16 protein-coding genes are annotated in these 16,971 nt (G+C 63.8%); 10 read left to right on the top strand and 6 right to left on the bottom strand.

Annotated features, from left to right (window positions below; translation table 11 throughout):
• Positions 1-219: 219 nt before the first annotated feature.
• Positions 220-1,314: an AbrB family transcriptional regulator gene (locus tag QM996_RS10230; RefSeq protein WP_500267381.1), complete on the bottom strand. Its 1,095-nt coding sequence runs from the start codon at positions 1,312-1,314 to the stop codon at positions 220-222.
• Positions 1,315-1,719: 405 nt separating this feature from the next.
• Between QM996_RS10230 and QM996_RS10225 the strand changes: the two genes are divergently transcribed.
• Both QM996_RS10225 and QM996_RS10220 read left to right on the top strand, forming a co-directional pair.
• Positions 1,720-2,847 (top strand): ATP-dependent DNA helicase, encoded by a 1,128-nt coding sequence (locus QM996_RS10225; protein WP_173517113.1) that lies wholly within the window; start codon positions 1,720-1,722, stop codon positions 2,845-2,847.
• A gap of 384 nt (positions 2,848-3,231) precedes the next feature.
• Positions 3,232-3,975, top strand: coding sequence for an NUDIX hydrolase (locus tag QM996_RS10220; protein ID WP_500267380.1), 744 nt, complete (start codon positions 3,232-3,234; stop codon positions 3,973-3,975).
• A 99-nt stretch (positions 3,976-4,074) separates the two neighbouring features.
• On the opposite strand, the gene QM996_RS10215 is transcribed toward QM996_RS10220, so the two are convergent.
• The 3 genes from QM996_RS10215 to QM996_RS10205 form a co-directional block, all read right to left on the bottom strand.
• Positions 4,075-4,749 (bottom strand): spermidine synthase family protein, encoded by a 675-nt coding sequence (locus tag QM996_RS10215; protein ID WP_500267379.1) that lies wholly within the window; start codon positions 4,747-4,749, stop codon positions 4,075-4,077.
• Positions 4,750-4,963: 214 nt separating this feature from the next.
• Positions 4,964-5,641, bottom strand: coding sequence for a MerR family transcriptional regulator (locus QM996_RS10210; protein WP_500267378.1), 678 nt, complete (start codon positions 5,639-5,641; stop codon positions 4,964-4,966).
• Positions 5,642-6,133: 492 nt separating this feature from the next.
• Positions 6,134-7,246: a hypothetical protein gene (locus tag QM996_RS10205; protein ID WP_500267377.1), complete on the bottom strand. Its 1,113-nt coding sequence runs from the start codon at positions 7,244-7,246 to the stop codon at positions 6,134-6,136.
• A 450-nt stretch (positions 7,247-7,696) separates the two neighbouring features.
• Here QM996_RS10205 and QM996_RS10200 point away from each other — a divergent pair, with 450 nt between their 5' ends.
• Both QM996_RS10200 and QM996_RS10195 read left to right on the top strand, forming a co-directional pair.
• Positions 7,697-8,449, top strand: coding sequence for a pyridoxine 5'-phosphate synthase (locus QM996_RS10200; RefSeq protein WP_500267376.1), 753 nt, complete (start codon positions 7,697-7,699; stop codon positions 8,447-8,449).
• A 196-nt stretch (positions 8,450-8,645) separates the two neighbouring features.
• Positions 8,646-9,860, top strand: coding sequence for a multidrug effflux MFS transporter (locus QM996_RS10195; protein WP_500267375.1), 1,215 nt, complete (start codon positions 8,646-8,648; stop codon positions 9,858-9,860).
• 75 nt (positions 9,861-9,935) lie between these two features.
• On the opposite strand, the gene QM996_RS10190 is transcribed toward QM996_RS10195, so the two are convergent.
• The gene (locus QM996_RS10190; RefSeq protein WP_500267374.1) at positions 9,936-10,820 is read right to left on the bottom strand and encodes a Rossmann-fold NAD(P)-binding domain-containing protein; all 885 of its coding nucleotides are present in this window, start codon (positions 10,818-10,820) and stop codon (positions 9,936-9,938) included.
• Positions 10,821-11,021: 201 nt separating this feature from the next.
• Between QM996_RS10190 and QM996_RS10185 the strand changes: the two genes are divergently transcribed.
• The 4 genes from QM996_RS10185 (at position 11,022) to QM996_RS10170 (ending at position 14,020) form a co-directional block, all read left to right on the top strand.
• Positions 11,022-11,426 (top strand): winged helix-turn-helix transcriptional regulator, encoded by a 405-nt coding sequence (locus QM996_RS10185; protein WP_500267373.1) that lies wholly within the window; start codon positions 11,022-11,024, stop codon positions 11,424-11,426.
• Between the two features lie 517 nt (positions 11,427-11,943).
• A complete protein-coding gene (locus QM996_RS10180) occupies positions 11,944-13,224 on the top strand; it encodes an FAD-dependent oxidoreductase (RefSeq protein ID WP_500267372.1) in 1,281 nt (426 codons plus the stop codon).
• Between the two features lie 47 nt (positions 13,225-13,271).
• Entirely contained in the window at positions 13,272-13,652 is a 381-nt protein-coding gene (locus QM996_RS10175) for a VOC family protein (RefSeq protein WP_500267371.1), read from the top strand.
• Positions 13,652-14,020, top strand: coding sequence for an NIPSNAP family protein (locus QM996_RS10170; protein WP_500267370.1), 369 nt, complete (start codon positions 13,652-13,654; stop codon positions 14,018-14,020). Before QM996_RS10175 ends, QM996_RS10170 begins: the two co-directional genes overlap by 1 nt.
• Positions 14,021-14,083: 63 nt before the next feature.
• Here the strand turns inward: QM996_RS10170 and QM996_RS10165 are convergent, their stop codons facing one another.
• Positions 14,084-14,803, bottom strand: coding sequence for an aspartate/glutamate racemase family protein (locus tag QM996_RS10165; RefSeq protein WP_500267369.1), 720 nt, complete (start codon positions 14,801-14,803; stop codon positions 14,084-14,086).
• Between the two features lie 188 nt (positions 14,804-14,991).
• Between QM996_RS10165 and QM996_RS10160 the strand changes: the two genes are divergently transcribed.
• The gene (locus tag QM996_RS10160) at positions 14,992-15,456 is read left to right on the top strand and encodes an Lrp/AsnC family transcriptional regulator (RefSeq protein ID WP_483504176.1); all 465 of its coding nucleotides are present in this window, start codon (positions 14,992-14,994) and stop codon (positions 15,454-15,456) included.
• 213 nt (positions 15,457-15,669) lie between these two features.
• On the top strand, positions 15,670-16,938 hold the full coding sequence (locus QM996_RS10155) for an NAD(P)/FAD-dependent oxidoreductase (RefSeq protein ID WP_500267368.1): 1,269 nt from the start codon (positions 15,670-15,672) through the stop codon (positions 16,936-16,938).
• The last annotated feature ends 33 nt before the right edge of the window (positions 16,939-16,971 follow it).

Here is a 16,971-nt window from a genome sequence, read left to right as displayed (position 1 = left end):
GGCAATTGTCCTTCCTCAAGATGGTTTTCGTATCCGGAAACGGGCGAATGCCTCCGCGCCCATTCCGCAAGAGCCGCAGGCTTGCAGATCCGACCGTGAGACACGGTGCGCGGTGAATTTATTCCCGGAAAACTGGTGGCAGTTTCGGCCCCGCCTTTTCGCCGCTACTGCATGTCTTTGGTCGACAGCATCCGAGTACCAATGCCAGAGCTACCCATCTCAAGCCCGGTCGGCGACGAAGCGGGCGAGTGCCGGGCCGATCATGGTGATGATCAGCAGGCGGGCGGTCTGCAGCGCCATCACGAAGGAAAGATCGACATTGCTGGAGGCGGCGATGACGGCGATCGAGTCGAGCCCGCCGGGGCTGGTGGCGAGATAGGCGGTGAGGGGATCGATGCCGACGACCTTGATCAGGAGCACCGCGAGCAGGCCCGAGAAGGAGATCAGCACGATGATCGAGAGGACGGTCGGCACCAGGGCGCGGCGCGCGTGGATGAGGATCTGGCGGGTGAAACCGAGCCCGATGTTCCAGCCGAGCAGGGCATAGCAGAGCCCCAGCAGCCACTGCGGCAGCACGGTGGTCATGACGCCGGTGACGTTCAGCACGGCGCCGAGGAGGAAGGGCAGCAGGAAGGCGCCCGCCGGCACGCGCAGAAAGCGGCCGGCAAGGGCAGCACCGAGCCCGACGGCGATGGTCTCGAGGAAGGGGAGGCCGGCGACCGGTGCGAACCAATGAGTGGCCTCATCGGCTTCCGCGCCGGTGACCCACATATGCGCCACCAAGGTCGCGGTGCTGGCGACGAAGATCACGCGCAGATATTGCATGAAGGCGACCAGCCGGGCGTCCGCACCGTAGGCGTCGGCCATCAAAAGCATCGTCGAGGCGGCACCGGCCGACGAGCCCCAGATCGCCGTCGTGCCCGGCAGGATGCGCATACGGGTGATCACCCAGCCGCAGAGCGTGCTGACGGCGATGACCGAGAGGATGACGGCGAGAAACAGCGGCCAGTTGCCGGAGAAGGTTGCGAGCATGCCCGGCGTCATGGCGCCGGCGATCATCATCGCCAGGATGAACTGCACGCAGAAGAAGAGCTGGCGCGGCAGGCGGATCGTGCCGCCGTTCAGGCCGATGAGCACCGCCGCGAGCATCGGTCCCATCAGCAGTCCGGCGGGTATGCCGATGTATTCGAAACAGACAGCAAAGACGAGGGAGAGGGCCGCAAGCAGGCACCATTGCAGCCACGGCGGCAGCCGTCCGATGCCGACCTTTTCCGAAGAGGACGCGGCTTTGGGCTTGTCGGTCGTCACGGGCATTCTCCGGCATGGCCCCGCAAAAGGCGGGAGCGATGGCCGGCCTTAACGGGCTTCGTGCGATGACAGCCGCCAGCGCGATCGTGGCGCCATCAACGTCCCGCTCGTTAGCAACAATGCGGCGTTGCATTCAAGGGGCACGGCAAGAAAGTGCCACAGCGACCGGCAGCCTGAAATGGGCCGAGTGCTGCCGCGGCCTATGTGATGAAGACCGGTTACGAGAAAAAAACGTGAACAAAGCATCTCTGGTCCGAGCGGCCGGAAGGGCGCGGTCAGGCGAAAAGACATTGATTTTGTGCGGTAATTTCTTGGGTTTTCGAGGGACGCTTTCCAAACTGCCGTCACAGCGGCCGCGCGGCCCATAAATCCGGGCTTGCTTGTGGCGTCCGAATCCTGACACTCAGCCCCATGCAGTTCGCACCGCAACAGGACGAGGCCCTCAAGGCCGTTTCGCAGTGGCTGAAAGAGGGCCGCTCGCCGCTCTTCCGGCTGTTCGGCTATGCCGGCACCGGCAAGACGACGCTTGCGCGCTATTTCGCCGAGCATGTCGACGGCGAGGTGCTGTTTGCCGCCTTTACCGGCAAGGCCGCGCAGGTGCTGCGCTCCAAGGGCGCCAGCAACGCCAAGACGATCCACTCGCTGATCTATCGTCCGCGCGGCGAGGAGGAGGTTTCCGACGAGGAAACCGGCAAGACCTCGATCGCCCCGATGTTTGCGATCAACCGCCAGAGCCCGGTCGCGAAGGCCGCGCTGATCATCGTCGACGAATGCTCGATGGTCGACGAGGCGCTCGGCAAGGACCTGATGAGCTTCGGCACGCCGATCCTGGTGCTCGGCGATCCGGGCCAGTTGCCGCCGGTTTCGGGTGGGGGGTACTTCACCAACCAGGAGCCGGACTATCTGCTGACGGATATCCACCGCCAGGCGCGTGACAACCCGATCATCCAGCTCGCCATGCAGGTGCGCGAAGGCAACGAGATCATGCATGGCGACTACGGCACCACGCAGGTGATCGGCCGCGGGCAGGTGAACCAGGAACTGGTGCTGGAAGCGGACCAGGTGCTTGTCGGCACCAACAGGACCCGCCGGCGCTACAACCAGCGCCTGCGCGAGCTCAAGGGCTTCACCAGCGACTATCCACAGTCCGGCGACAAGCTGGTCTGCCTCAGGAACGACCCGGCCAAGGGCCTGCTCAACGGCTCGCTGTGGCAGGTGATGAGTTCGTCGAAGGAGACGGTAAAGCCCGGCATCAACCTGATGATCCGGCCGGAAGACGACGACATGGATCGGGGTGCTGCCAAGATCAAGCTGCTGAAGGCCGCCTTCGAGGATGTCGAGGGCGAGATCCCCTGGCAAACGCGCAAACGCTACGACGAGTTCGACTACGGCTATGCGCTGACGGTGCACAAGGCGCAGGGCTCGCAGTGGAACAACGTCGTGCTGTTCGACGAAAGCTGGGCCTTCCGCGACACCCGCGAGCGCTGGCTCTATACCGCCATTACCCGCGCGGCGGAGCGGCTGACCATCGTTCGCTGACCGATCTCGCTGATCGAGGCGGGCGACCGATGGGGAGGGGCGACGTTGCCGATCAGCAGGGTCATCCTTTATGAGCACGACGTGGAAGTGACTGGCTCCTATGAGAAGCACTTCGGTTTCAGAAGTTGCGCGAGGCGGGCGACCGTATCATCGAGCTGGTCCCGCGAGATGGTGGCGCCAACCTGCTGATCCATCCTGCGTCAAAAGACCGGCGGCGTGGCCAATCGCTGGTCAAGCTGGTGTTTGATGTGAGAGGCCTTTTGTCAGCATAGCGGACGCGATTTCGACTGCGATGCGCCAAGAGCAGTCATTGCGGCCCTTTCAAATTTCTCTACTCTCCTGTCTCGCAGCCTATGGAGCCGAACACGGGTTAGGAGTGAACATTTGTTTGAAGATCAATCGTTCAGCATTTCCGTGGATCGAATACACTGCAGTCTATCAGGAGAGTTTCGGCTGCCTACAGCAGTGGAAGCGGCTCGAAAATCGAATTGGGATGTTGTCCGTGCCAAGCGGCCTTCAGCCTTCGATGGCGCTTTATTGCGGATGGCATCTCATCAACTTGAAGATGGACGGCTAATCGTTTCTGCAAATCGCACCTCATTTTCCGCTTATTTGGTAACGCGCCACCCCGAATTTATCGTCGAGCACACGGATGCGGAGCGCGCCGATCCGCTTGGACTGACGGCTATTGTGCTCACTGCAGACGACCAAGTGATTGTCACAGTGAGAAGTTTGGCGGCTGATCAGAACCCTGGAGGCCTTTACCTCATCGGGGGCTACGCGGAACCTGCTGCCAGCGATGGCCCTGTTGACCTTTTCAATGAGGCCGCGCGCGAGATTGAAGAAGAAATCGCCGTATCTGACATAAACCGATCCAGGTCGTTCGCAGTCGGCCTTGCTTACGATCCGGTCTTTTGCCATCCGGAGTTGTTTCTTCTGATGTCCAGCAAATCCGCTGCGGCTAGTATCCTGACTGGAGCAGGAAGCGCACGGGACCGGAATGAAGCGTCTCAGCTCCTTGCCTATCCGATCAGTGATGTCCTCGGCGAGAATGGCTCGCTAACAAACAGGCCCCAAACATGGAGTTTCATAAAAGCGAGGCATTTCCTCCAACAGCATTTGCTCTAATTTCACGACCGGCAATGTCTTCTTCGGGTCTATTGCCGGCGACGAGCGAGAAGAGCTTGACCTAGGCGCGCCGATTAGAGAAGGAGCCAGAAGGGACCGCTACTTTTTGGTCGCCATCCACAACACGTGGCGGGCACCGCCGCGCTTGCCATTGGCGCGCACATTCACCTCGTCGGTGGCGAAACCCACCTCGCGCAGACGGCGGGTGAAGGCGCTGTCGGGCGCGGACGACCAGACGGCGAGCACGCCACCAGGCCGAAGTGCTGCCTGGGCAGCGCGAAGGCCGGTATGGCTGTAGAGGCTGTCGTTGGAGGGGCGGGTCAATCCGTCCGGGCCGTTGTCGACATCGAGCAGGATGGTGTCGTAGGCGGCCTTCTTCGAGCGGATCAGGGCGCCGACATCGCCGATATGGATCGTAACGCGGGGATCGTCGAGCGTGCCCTTGTGAAGTTCGGCCATGGGACCACGCGCCCAGTCGACGACGGCCGGCACCAGTTCGGCGACGGTGACGCGGGCATCGTCCGGCAGCACGCCGAGGGCGGCGCGCAAGGTAAACCCCATGCCGAGGCCGCCGATCAGCATGCTCAGGTTCTTGCCACCGGCGATCCGCTCATAGGCGAGCGTTGCCAGCGCCTCTTCCGAACCACTCAGGCGGCTGTTCATCAGCTCGGTCGAACCGAGCATGATGGAAAACTCCTGGCCGCGCTGCTTCAGGCGCAACTCGTCGCCGTCTCCGGGAATGGTTGCGCGATCTAGCTGGATCCAGGGAAGCATCGGGGCATCTCACCTCAGTCGTTTCAGCGCCTCGTAACATGAGCGTGGCGTTGAAGACATCACATTATCGGTCAACCGGGGAGAATTGCGCGCAGTCGGGCTCCGCGACCGGCCGCCGGCAGGTTTGGGTCCTCCTTCATTCCGGGCACGGCGACACTCGGTTACGCCGGTGAGGCGCATGGGCGAAGGTGATGGCGCCGCGGGCGCGGCTCGGTCATTCCGCCGAGATCATACCGGCGATAACGGCCTTGGCGATCGCCTGGAAGCGGTTGTTGGCGCCGAACTTGCGAATGATGCCGGCCTCGAGGGTCAGCGCCGCCGCGACATCCATCTCCATCAGGCCGGCGATGCGCGAGGCCGGATAGCCTTCGGCCATGAAGGTCAGGCATTCGCTTTCGATCGGGGAAAGATGGACATGGTTCTCATGGTCGCTCGCGGTACCGCTGCCATCGCTGCTTTCGAGCAATTCGGTGATGCGCTGCATCTGGCGGCGCAGGTTCGCCTGCTGGGCGGCAAGTTCCCGCCGCCGCGCCAACAGCGCCTCGCGAAACAGGTGGTCGGCGTCGGCCTGTTCTTCGGTGCCGGCAAGGCCGGTCAGGAGCTCCAGGATGGTGGCGATCGGCATGTCGATCTCGCGACAGGCGTTGATGACGGCCATGCGGCGGATGTGTTCTTCGTTGTAAACCCGCATCGGCCCCATGCGGGCGGCGGTCAGCAGACCCTTCTCCTCGTAGAAATGCAGGGTGCGGTGGGTGACGCCGAAGGCATCGGCCATGTCGGCGATCGCCAGCGGGGCCGTCGGGTCGTGATGGGGAAGGGGAAGGTTGGGCAGGAAGCCGCCGCGGTCGGGCGCGGCGAGCATGCCTTCGTATTTCCAGTGGTCTCGCGGCATATCGATTGTCCCCGGTTTACAGGCCGCGCCTATCCGGCGCGTTGTCGCTGTAACGTTTGATTTTCCGCATGGGTGACCTGGATCGAGGTTGACCCAGGGGCACACAGTCCGCGTCCGGAAGCGGCGGCGATCACCGGGTCTCTCAAATGTGCGGAGCACGTCCGCGTGCTGAGGCACTCGTTGACCGACAACGACAATGCCTGCTGCTCGGCTGGGGCATCCCGCGTGGACGACGCGGTTTACTCAGGACTTCGATGCTTGCCTGACGAGCAACCAGGCATCCATTCCCAACGCATGCGTGCAACGTTATACGCGAATCGAATATATGACCAGTCATTAATATTGTAGACTGACGATCGTTTCGCCAAATGGTAGTGCCGTCGCGACTGCATGTTTGCTCCCGTCTCCGCCGATCTCGGGAAACATGCAGCAATTCAACATGTTACAGTGACATTTGCGCGCGTCGAGGGCGTGCCGCACGCCGGGGTGCGGTCAGTGACCGATGACCTTGAGCGGGCTGTTGGCGCTGAGGATGAATAGCGGTTCGTCGCCGCGCAGCGGCGACAGCTTCTGCTGGCAGGACCAGGCTTCCTCGAAGGCGCCCCGGGTCAGATGCCTGCGATAGCGCTGGGTGGCGGCCATGCAGCCCATGAGCGGGCTTTCGATCTGCTCCTGGCGGGCGTGCTCGTAGATCTCGCCGTCGAGCGAAAACAGTTCCGAGGCCAGCGACATGCTCTCGTAAAGCAGGTCCGGCTCGGACTTGAGCCGCTTCCAGGTGATGAAGTCCTGGCGCAGGGGTATATTCTCTCCATCATGGGAGAGGGTGACGCGGATGCCCTGCGCCGGCGCGTCGTACCAGGCCACCTGCACGGTGAAGGACAGGGCGGAATTGCGCGAAACGGGGCGGCCGGTGTCGCCATCGGTGGCGCGGGCCAGCGTCTTGTGGCGCTGGGCCGCAAGGCGGAGCGCGGTGGCGAAGGCCTTGGCGTCCCCGTTGTCCGCGCCGGTCACCTTCACCTGCACGGAGGGCAGCACCCGTTCGGTCGCGTGGCGCGCGTTGAAGAGCTTGGCCTGCGCGTCGATGTCCAGCGTCATTTCCTGCGAGGGCATCGGCGCGAAGAGAAGCAGCGGCAGCACGGTCAGCACCGAGAGCGGCGACGAGAAGGGTGCCGGCGGCCAGGCGGGCCGATGTCCGGCAAAGCGTCGCTTCGTCAGCTTCGGCTGGCGGGGCGAAGCTTCTGCCTGATGCTCTTCCGCCTTGCGGATGCGCTGGTACTCCGGAACATAGGTTCCCTTGGGAATGGCGATCCGCCATTCGTCGTCGGCACCATCGCCTTCGTAGAATGCCTTGAGCAGCTTGCGCAATTTGCCGGCGTGCACGCGCACGAGCGGGTCGCTGTCGGCGTTGAAAGCCTGGGGCCGGCCGAAGACGTCGATCGCGATCGAATAGCCCTTGAGCTGATGGCCTTCACCGGCCATCTCCTTCTCGACCACATAGGCGAGGAAGGCCCTGAGGCGCTCTGAACGCGCGAAAGCCTTGCTTTCGAGGATACGACGGAGGGCCCGTCGAATCGTCTCGTCGCAGGGTCTTTCGACCGTCGTCATCCGTTCTTGCTCCAGTGTCATATGAATAAGGATCTATGAAATGCGATCGAGGCGCGGGCGGGGCCATTCGATCTGATTCGGAAAGTTAAGCCCAAAAAAAGTGGTTGTCAGGGGCAGCAGGCGGCAGGTTTGAGTTTTTTCTGAAATAAACGCACTAATTGCGCCGGTTCTCCCTGTGGTAGGTGGTAGCGGAAGCCCAGCCGGCCATTTTCGCCGTTCGTCATTGAGCCTTTTCGCATATTAGAGGCGTTGATTGTCAAGACTTGGTCAAGACAAGGCGGGCAAACGAACCGCGCGCAATCGTCGCATCGCTCCGCGCGCAACCTCCTTGGAATTGCTGCATAATCGGACCTCAAACCGTTTCTGGTTTCGGCAATTATGCAGTAGAACATTGCAACTACATTGCCTGCGTCCGGGCCCGCCAGGGTCCGCTTTCTGGAAAGTTCAGACATGCCTGCAAAACTGTCCGTGAATCTGAATGCCGTCGCAATGCTCCGCAACCGGCGCGATCTGCCCTGGCCCTCCGTCACCGCGCTTGGCCGAATCGCGCTCGAAGCGGGGGCTGCCGGTCTCACCGTGCATCCGCGTCCCGACCAGCGCCACATCCGCTTCACCGATCTGCAGCCGATCCGCGACCTGATCGACGAGGCGTTTCCGGAGACGGAATTCAACATGGAAGGCTATCCGAACGAGGAGTTCCTCGGTCTCGTGGAGACGCATCGGCCGGAGCAGGTGACGCTGGTGCCCGACGATCCGGCGCAGGCGACCTCCGACCACGGCTGGGATTTCCGCAAGAACCACAATCTGCTCGGCAATGTCGTCGGCCGGTTGAAGAAGAAGGGTTTTCGCGTTTCGCTGTTTGCCGACGGCGACGAAGATCAAGAGGCGCTGCGGATCGCCAAGGAGACCGGCGCCGACCGTATCGAACTCTACACCGGTCCCTATGGCGGCTGCTATGACGATCCGGCCAAGGCCGAGAAGATCGCCGGTGAACTCGGCCGCACGGCTGCGATCGCTGCAAGCCTTGGGCTCGATGTCAATGCCGGCCACGACCTGACGGTCGCCAACCTGCCGCTGCTCGCCCGGCACATCCCCAATCTTGCCGAGGTTTCGATCGGCCACGGGCTGACGGCGGACGCACTGGAATACGGCATGGCCGAAACGGTACGCCGCTTCCGCCGCGCCTGCGGGCAGGAGGTCTGAGGCGACATCTGCGCCCTCAGCGCGGCGTGCCTCGCGCCCCCGAGCGAGGCCATGAAAGCTCTCGTCGTCGTCAACAGCGGTCACAAATATCTTCTGCAGAAACCAGAGTTTTGCGCGTGCTCTTGCGACTGGCGCGTGCAGACTTGCGGCAAGACTGCTATCGGTAGCGCCCATCCCTTCGACTTGTATACGGCCAATGACATTCCCCACCAGTTTTCGTGAGCGCATCGTTCTCTATGCGCTGCTGACGTCGCTGACCTCGATCAGCATCGATGCGCTCCTGCCGGGCCTGCGCCAGATCGGGGCCGATCTCGCCGTCCGGCCGCCACTTTCCACCCAGCACGTCATCTCCCTCTTCATTCTCGGCATGGCGTTTGGAGAGCTGCTGCTCGGGCCGCTTTCCGATGCAATGGGGCGGAAGAGGGCGCTTGTTCTGGGGCTTGGCGTCTATGCGGTCGGGACGGTCATCGCCTTGGCGGCGGGCTCGCTCGAAATGGTGATCCTCGGCCGCTTCCTTCAGGGCGCCGGCGTCTCCGGGCCGAAGATCGCGACGCGGGCGATGATCCGCGACCAGTTCGAAGGCGACGCCATGGCCCGCGTCATGTCCTTCATGTTCACGCTCTTCATTCTCGTGCCGATGCTGGCCCCGACGCTGGCGCAAGGGATCATCGCCGTCGGTGGCTGGCGCTGTGTCTTTGCGGTCTACCTCGCGGCGGCGGGCCTTCTCGGATTGTGGCTGGTGATGCGGCAGCCGGAAACATTGGCGAGAGAGAAGCGCATCCCCTTTCGCCCGCGGCTGCTCATATCAAACGGGCGACGCATCCTCTCAAACCGGCGCGTGACGCTTCTGATCCTGGCGACCGGGCTCGTCTTCGGCGCGCAGCTCCTTTATCTCAGCACGGCGGCAGACCTCTTCTTCGACGCCTACAGGATCGGACAGACCTTTCCCCTTTATTTTGCCCTGCTCGCCGCAGGCATCGGGCTTGCCTCGTTCCTCAATGCGAAGCTGGTGCAACGCTTCGGTTCGGAGGTGATGGCGCGTTATGGCTTCCTGGGATTGGCGGCGGCAGGGCTTGCCATGCTGGTGGTATCGGCCTCTTGGGCCGGCCGGCCGCCGCTGACGGTGCTGATGGCGCTCGGCTTTGCCGCCTTCTTCGCGATTGGGGTGCTTTTCGGCAACCTGAATGCCATGGCCATGCGCTCGCTGGGTCAGGTTGCGGGTCTCGGTGCCTCGTTGATCGCCTCCGGATCGAGCCTGATCGCCACCCTGTTCGCGATAGCAATGGGCGCCTTTTACGATGGCACGACGCTCAATCTGTCCGCCGGGTTCTTCATCGCCGGCATCAGCGCGCTCGTTGTTTCGGAGATCGCGGTACGGGCGGATGCCTCGCCGGTGGAGGCCGTCAGGTAAATACTCAAGCGGTAATGGGAATGGGACGGGCCGAGAGCCGGCATGCCGCCGGCTCCCTTCCTTTCAAGCGGTTTCTCAGCCGGCAAGTTGCGCCTTGCTCGCTTCCAGGAAGGCGCCGAGCTTCACCGGTGTCGCACCCGTCAGCGACGTCACATCGTTCGTGACCATGTTGATGTGGCCCTCGCGGGTGTTGGCATCGAAGGAAACGACGATCGGGATGAGGAAGTCCGGGAGGCCTGCGCCCTTCAGGCCACCCGCCAGCGCTTCGTCCGAGATATGCACGACATCGAGCGGCTTGCCGGTCGCCTTGGCGACGAGGGCGGCGATCTCGTCGGTCGAGCGCTGCTCGCCGCCGGTCAGTGTATAGGTGCGGCTCTCGTTCGTGCTTGAGGCAAGCGCTGCAGCGGCGGCCTTGGCGGCGTCGGCGCGGGCGATGTGGGCGAGGCGGCCTTCGCCGGACGAGGAATACCATTGGCCGGTTTCGAGCGCATGCGGCAGCGCCATGAACAGGTTCTCCATGTACCAGCCGTTGCGCAGGATGGTGTAGGGGATGCCGGTCGCCTTGATGGCGTTTTCGGTGCCGAGATGATCGGGCGCGAAGGGGATGACCGACGTCTCGGGGCTGGGCATCGAGGTGTAGAGGATGTGCTTGGCGCCGGCCTTCTTGGCGGCGGCGACGGCCGCGAGATGCTGCTTCAGGCGCTTGCCCGGCTGGTCCAATGCGTCGGTCGAGATGATCAGGATCCGGTCGGCGCCGACAAATGCGCTCTCGAGCGAGGCGGGGTCGTCGAAGTCAGCGGCGCGGGTCTTGACGCCCTTGGCGGCATAATCGGCAAGCTTCGCCGTGTCGCGGCTGGTGGCGATGATGCGGGCCGGCTCGACGCCGGAGCCGAGAAGCTGGTCGAGCACGAGCCTGCCGAGTTGGCCGGTTGCGCCGGTGACGAGCAATGTTTCGGACATGTCTTTTCCTTTTCCTCTAAACCTGAGCCGGGATGGGAGCGGGCGATCGCCCGCACTTTCCTCGCTCGCCGTTGATGCCGGCCGCCTGGGAGGAAGCGCCGGCACATGGTCTCTTTTTGAGACTTGCTCTTATCCCGTAATCTCGGTAGAGCTGTAAAGGAGGCAGTTTTTTCTGCTGTGGTAACAGGAAGGGTACCGCCTATGAACAGGCTGACCGGCGAAGTGAAGGGCAAGCGCGTGGCAATGGTCTGCGGCGTTCCGATGGATGTCGAAAACTGCCCGGTGCGCGATGTCATGGACAATATCGGCGGCAAGTGGAATTCGCTGATGATCCTGTCGCTGGCGGACGGTCCCTTGCGCTTCTCGCAACTCCGCCGGCTGATCCCCGACATCTCCCAGCGCATGCTGACCCAGACGCTGCGCGACCTGCAGCGCGACGGCTATATCCATCGCACCGTCTATCCGACCCAGCCGCCGAGCGTGGAATATGCGCTGACCGACCTCGGCCGTTCGCTGCTCGGCCTGCTCAAGCATTTCGTCAACTGGTCGGTGGAGAACCACGGGGCCATTCGGGCGGCACGCGAGGTTTATGACGCGGAGGGGTGAAGTTCTCCGGGGGGGGCGGACACCGCGGGCGAACGGTTCGCTTGTGCGCCCGACACGCTTCTTTGTTCCGGCGATCGTTCGTGAAGTTTGCCCCTCACTCTAACCCTCTCCCCGCAGGCGGGGAGAGGGGACGAGGACGAAGGCGGCGTTGCCAATCGGAACCTGCCGTGAGAGAGCGCTGCAATTGAAGATGGGGACGTGAAGCGAGCGGGTGCCGCGAGTCTCCTTCGCCCCGCCTGCGGGGAGAAGGTGGCCGGCAGGCCGGATGAGGGGCGGTGGCGGCGTTGCCAACCGGAACCTGCGATCAGAGAGCGCTGCGATTGAAGATGGGGACGTGAAGCGAGCGGGTGCCGCGAGTCTCCTTCGCCCCGCCTGCGGGGAGAAGGTGGCCGGCTGGCCGGATGAGGGGCGGTGGCGAGGCACGACGCGCGACGTCGTGTCTCGCCGTGCAATCTTGCCCTAGCGCCTTGATTTTCCCTATAGTTTCGCCAATCACCTGCGTCACCCCTGGGGAATCATGAAGACACTTGATATCGGCATTGCGGGCGCCGGCCCGGCGGGGCTTGCGGCGGCACTGATGCTGTCACGGCGCGGTCATCGGGTGGAAATCCTCGAGCGTTTCGGCGAAGCCTCGCCGGTCGGTTCCGGCCTGATGCTGCAGCCGACCGGGCTGACGGTGCTGAATGCGCTCGGCCTGTTGCAGCCGATGCTTGTCCTCGGCAGCCGGATCGACCGGCTTTACGGCGCCGACGCGAAGTCCGGTCGGACGGTGCTCGACGTGCGTTACGATGCGCTTGCCGGTGGCCGCTTCGGTCTGGCGGTGCAGCGGGCGGCGCTGTTTAATACGCTTCATGACGCCGTGGTCACGGCCGGCTTGCCGGTTCGCACCGGGATCACGCTCACCGATGTCCGGATGCAGGGCAACAAGGCTGTTCTTCTCGATGCCGAAGGGCGAGAAGCGGGCGCCTACGATCTGGTGATCGATGCGAGCGGCGCGCGCTCGACGCTTTCGACCGGCTCCGCCGTGGCGCCCAAGGTGCGCGAACTGACCTACGGTGCCTTCTGGGCGACGCTCGACAGCGACGGACTTGTCCATGATCCTCACGCCTTGGTGCAGCGCTACGACCAGGCGCGGGTGATGATCGGCCTATTGCCGGCGGGCAGGGCGCGGGTCGGCGAGATGGAGCGCGTCGCCTTCTTCTGGAGTCTCAAGGTGGCAGATGCGGACCGGGTGCGGGAGGCCGGGCTCGGCCGCTGGAAGACGCGTATCCTCGACTACTGGCCGGATTGTGGCCCCTTGCTCGATCAGATCGCCGACTGGGAGCAATTGACGCTGGCGCGTTATGCCCATCGCACCATGCGCCCGCCCGTTTCCGGCCGTGTCGCCTTCGTCGGCGACAGCGCTCATTCGACCAGCCCGCAACTCGGGCAGGGGGCCAACATGGCGCTTCTCGACGTGGCGGCGCTGGCGCATGCGCTCGACCGCGCGTCGGACCTCGACACGGCCCTTGCTGCCTATGCGGCCGCGCGCCGCAATCACGTCGCCCTGTTCCAGCTTCTCTCGCTGGCCTTCACGCCGTTCTACCAGTCGGACTCGACCCTTCTCGCCTGGCTGCGCGACCGGCTGGTCGCCACGATCGCGCGCACGCCGCCGATGCAGGCGCTGCTGGCTTCGATCGTCTCGGGCACGCTGATCGACCCGTTCGCGCCGGCCGGGCTTGGCGAATGCGACTGGCGGGCGGTGGGCGCCCCTGCGCACCGCCTACTCCAACCGGCCTCGGACGCGATTTCCGCTTGAGGCAGTCGACGAAACGAGAGGACCGGACGGCGAATGGAGAAATTGCGATGACCGATAGCGTGGCGGCCATTCTGGTGCATGTTCCAGACACGGAAGCGGGGCTCGCCTGGTACCAGCGTGCTTTCCCCAAAGCCGAGCGACGGTGGCTTGAAGAATTCGACTTCGCCTATCTCCAGGTCGGGACAGTGGATCTCGAAATCGTGCAGGCGGATGAGAAGGTGGCGAGCGGTGCCGCAGGCTCCGTCGTCTATTGGGCGGTCGATGATTTCGACCGGGCTCTCAAGCATTTCGAAGCGCTCGGCGCCTCGCTCTATCGTGGGCCAATGGCGATACAGGAGGGGCTCTGGATGTGCCAGGTGCGCGACCCCTGGGGCAATTGCATCGGCCTTCGCGGACCGAGACCCGGATACAAGGGAGATGAAGCCTGATGCCGGACGGTCCCGTCACCTGTGAAATCCGCTACCGGATCGAGCAAGGCCGAATGGCCGACTTCAGCGGCTACGCAGAAATCTGGGTCAGGCTCATCGAGCGTTACGGCGGAACGCATCACGGCTATTTCATCCCGCGCGAAAAGCCCGAGGGCGTCGGCACAAGCTTTCCGGGTGTGGGTGAAGAGGGTGCCGGCGATATCGCCGTCGCGCTGTTCACGTTTCCGGATGAGGCTACCTATCTTAGCTATCGCCGAGAGGTTGCCGAAGATCCGGATGGCATTGCGGCCAACGCGCGTTATGGAAATGACCTGCCGTTCATCAGCTATGAGCGCATTTTCCTGCAGCCGCTTCCACGAGGCGAGTAGCCGGTCGCATTTGAGGGCGGGCGAATTGCCCCGCCCCCGCTTGCATCCGCTTCTCGCTTCCGCTCAGGCGGCGCGTGCCAGCGACGCGCCCTCAAGCGCAAACTCCACGGCGGCCTCCGCGTGGATCGCGGTGGAATCGAAGCCCGGCAGCGGCAGGGCTCTTGGGTCAAGCGTCAGGCAGATCTCGGTGCAGCCGAGGATGACGGCGTCGGCGCCTTCCGCCTCGGCCTTGTCGATCAGGTCGATCAACGCCCTGCGGGAAGAGCGCAGGACCTTTCCGGCACAAAGCTCGTCGAAAATGACATTGTGGGTCAGCGTGCGGCCGTCCGCATCCGGCACCATGATGTCGATGCCGTGGCTCTTCATGCGCTCGGCATAGAAGCCGTGCTCCATGGTGTAGCGGGTGGCGAGCAGCAGCGGCCTGCGGCTGCCGGCTGCCTTGAGACGTGCGGCGGTCTCGTCGATGATGTTGATCAGCGGAATATCGACGGCGGTCTGCACGGCGTCTGCGATCAGGTGCATGGTGTTGGTGCAGATCAGCACGCAGTCTGCACCGGCCGCCTCCAGGCCGCGGGCGACACCGGCAAGCCGGCTGGCGGCATCGTCCCAGCGGCCGGCCTTCTGCAGGTCGACGATCGACTGGAAGTCGACGGAATGCAGCAGCACCTCGGCCGAATGCAGCGCGCCCAGACGCTCGCGCACGGCTTCGTTGACCATCCGATAGTAGACCGCCGAGCTTTCGAAGCTCATGCCGCCGATGAGACCGATCTTGCGCATAACCATTCCTCTCTGCCCGCTGTTGCCGCGCCCAGCGCAGCCGTTGTTCGATGGAGAAAACTATGCGGCGAAACACGTTGGAACGGTTCGCTTTGTTGGAAGGGAAAATGCGCCTTTGCGCGAGATATTTGCGCAAGAGATCGCAGATGTGCAAAGATATGGCGCAACGGTTGGCTGTGGGTGGAGGGATCGGCGTGCTTGACGAGAGGGACAGGAAGCTGCTTGGGCTGCTGCAGCAGGATGCAAGCGTTGCCGTTGGCGAATTGGCGGAGCGGGTGAACCTCTCGTTGTCGGCCTGTTCGCGCCGCATCCAGCGGCTGGAGGAGGCGGGCTATATCAGCAGGCGCATCGTCGTGCTCGACCGCGAACGCATGGGCGTGCCGACGACCGTCTTCGCGCTGATCAAGACGGCGCACCATTCGGACGAGTGGATTGAGACCTTCCGGCGGGCGATCAGCGATATCCCCGAGATCGTCGAGGTGCATCGGCTGACGGGGAATTATGACTATATCGTCAAGGTCGTGCTGCCGCGCGTCGAGCACTACGACGTGGTCTACAAGCAGATCGTGCGCAAGGTGGAGCTCTTCGACGTTTCTGCCTCGATCTCGATGGAAATCCTGAAGAGCGGCACGGCGGTGCCGGTCGATTATGCGGAGTGAGGCATGGCAAAGGGCTTCACCCTCGCCAACGATGAGATCGTGCTGGTGGACGTGGCGGAGAAGATCACCTTCGCGAAACGGTCCTGATCGCGGTCGTTCTTGATTTTTTGCAAGGGTGACATGAGCCGCTTGCGCTTGTCCTTGGCCGCCACACTCCCAATGTTGTGGCATGTCCAATAGAAGGCCGGCTGGGAGCCAGCTGGAAGCACAAACATGCAGGACAGGCATCACGTGGTCGTCGTCGGCGGCGGGTTCGGCGGGGTGCAGCTCGTCAAAGGGCTTGCCGGCGCACCGGTTCGGATCACCCTCATCGACCGGCGCAACCATCATCTCTTCCAGCCCTTGCTCTATCAGGTCGCGACGACGCTGATTGCGACCTCGGAAATTGCCTGGCCGCTTCGCACCCTCTGGCGCGACCGGCCGGAAGTGACGACGCTCCTCGGCGAAGTGACGGATGTGGACGCGGCCGGAAAGGCGGTCGTTCTCAGGGACGGCAAGCGGATCGGCTATGACACGCTGGTGCTGGCGACCGGGGCGACGCACGCCTATTTCGGCCATGACGAATGGGAGCCGTTCGCCCCCGGACTGAAGACGCTGGAGGACGCGACCACGATCCGCCGCCGCGTGCTCACCGCCTTCGAGCGCGCCGAGCTGGAAGAAGACCCGGCCGCGCGCGATGCGCTGCTGACCTTCACCATTATCGGTGCCGGTCCCACGGGCGTCGAGCTTGCCGGGATCATCGCCGAGATGGCGCATCGCACGCTTCCGGACGAGTTTCGCCGCATCGATACGCGGCGAACCCGCGTGATCCTCGTCGAGGCGGGGCCGCGCATTCTCGCCGCCTTCAGCGAGGATCTCTCGGCTTACGCGGTCGAGGAACTGGAAACTCTCGGCGTCGAGGTTCGCACCGGCACGCCGGTGACATCCTGCACCGAAGAGGGCGTGATGATCGGCGAGGAGTTCGTGGCGAGCCGCACGCTCGTCTGGGCCGCGGGCGTCCAGGCCTCACCCGCCGCCCGCTGGCTGGACATCGCCGCGGACCGGGCCGGCCGGGCGATCGTCGGCGCCGATCTCACCGTCCCTCGGCACAGGGATGTCTTCGTCATCGGCGACACGGCTGCCGTCACCTATGACGGCGGCAAGCCGGTGCCGGGCATTGCACCTGCGGCCAAGCAGCAGGGCGCCTATGTCGCCGACGTCATCCGCGCGCGGCTCGCCGGCGACCGGCCGCCCGGTGATTTCCGCTATCGCCACCAGGGCAGCCTCGCCACCATCGGCCGGCGCGCCGCGATCATCGATTTCGGCCGCTTCAAGCTGAAGGGCGCGCTTGCCTGGTGGATCTGGGGCATCGCCCACATCTACTTCCTGATCGGCACCCGCAGCCGCTTCGCCGTCGCCTGGAGCTGGTTCTGGACCTATTTGAGCGGCCAGCACAGCGCCCGGCTGATCACCCAGAAGGAGACGCTGAAGGACAAGGGGTAGGCGGAGATTGGGGTGCCCGCTTGCCAAAAACCA

This window comes from Sinorhizobium chiapasense, assembly GCF_045277575.1.
Classification (GTDB): Bacteria; Pseudomonadota; Alphaproteobacteria; order Rhizobiales; family Rhizobiaceae; genus Ensifer; species Ensifer chiapasense_A.
Note: the sequence above shows the minus strand (reverse complement) of the source record. Positions and strands in the feature narration are given on the sequence as shown.

Excerpts from the sequence above, each read along its gene's own strand:
- QM996_RS10230 (WP_500267381.1), bottom strand. The coding sequence starts at position 1,314 with ATGCCCGTGACGACCGACAAGCCCAAAGCCGCGTCCTCTTCGGAAAAG.
- QM996_RS10225 (WP_173517113.1), top strand. The coding sequence starts at position 1,720 with ATGCAGTTCGCACCGCAACAGGACGAGGCCCTCAAGGCCGTTTCGCAG.
- QM996_RS10215 (WP_500267379.1), bottom strand. The coding sequence starts at position 4,749 with ATGCTTCCCTGGATCCAGCTAGATCGCGCAACCATTCCCGGAGACGGC.
- QM996_RS10210 (WP_500267378.1), bottom strand. The coding sequence starts at position 5,641 with ATGCCGCGAGACCACTGGAAATACGAAGGCATGCTCGCCGCGCCCGAC.
- QM996_RS10205 (WP_500267377.1), bottom strand. The coding sequence starts at position 7,246 with ATGACGACGGTCGAAAGACCCTGCGACGAGACGATTCGACGGGCCCTC.
- QM996_RS10200 (WP_500267376.1), top strand. The coding sequence starts at position 7,697 with ATGCCTGCAAAACTGTCCGTGAATCTGAATGCCGTCGCAATGCTCCGC.
- QM996_RS10195 (WP_500267375.1), top strand. The coding sequence starts at position 8,646 with ATGACATTCCCCACCAGTTTTCGTGAGCGCATCGTTCTCTATGCGCTG.
- QM996_RS10190 (WP_500267374.1), bottom strand. The coding sequence starts at position 10,820 with ATGTCCGAAACATTGCTCGTCACCGGCGCAACCGGCCAACTCGGCAGG.
- QM996_RS10185 (WP_500267373.1), top strand. The coding sequence starts at position 11,022 with ATGAACAGGCTGACCGGCGAAGTGAAGGGCAAGCGCGTGGCAATGGTC.
- QM996_RS10180 (WP_500267372.1), top strand. The coding sequence starts at position 11,944 with ATGAAGACACTTGATATCGGCATTGCGGGCGCCGGCCCGGCGGGGCTT.
- QM996_RS10175 (WP_500267371.1), top strand. The coding sequence starts at position 13,272 with ATGACCGATAGCGTGGCGGCCATTCTGGTGCATGTTCCAGACACGGAA.
- QM996_RS10170 (WP_500267370.1), top strand. The coding sequence starts at position 13,652 with ATGCCGGACGGTCCCGTCACCTGTGAAATCCGCTACCGGATCGAGCAA.
- QM996_RS10165 (WP_500267369.1), bottom strand. The coding sequence starts at position 14,803 with ATGGTTATGCGCAAGATCGGTCTCATCGGCGGCATGAGCTTCGAAAGC.
- QM996_RS10155 (WP_500267368.1), top strand. The coding sequence starts at position 15,670 with ATGCAGGACAGGCATCACGTGGTCGTCGTCGGCGGCGGGTTCGGCGGG.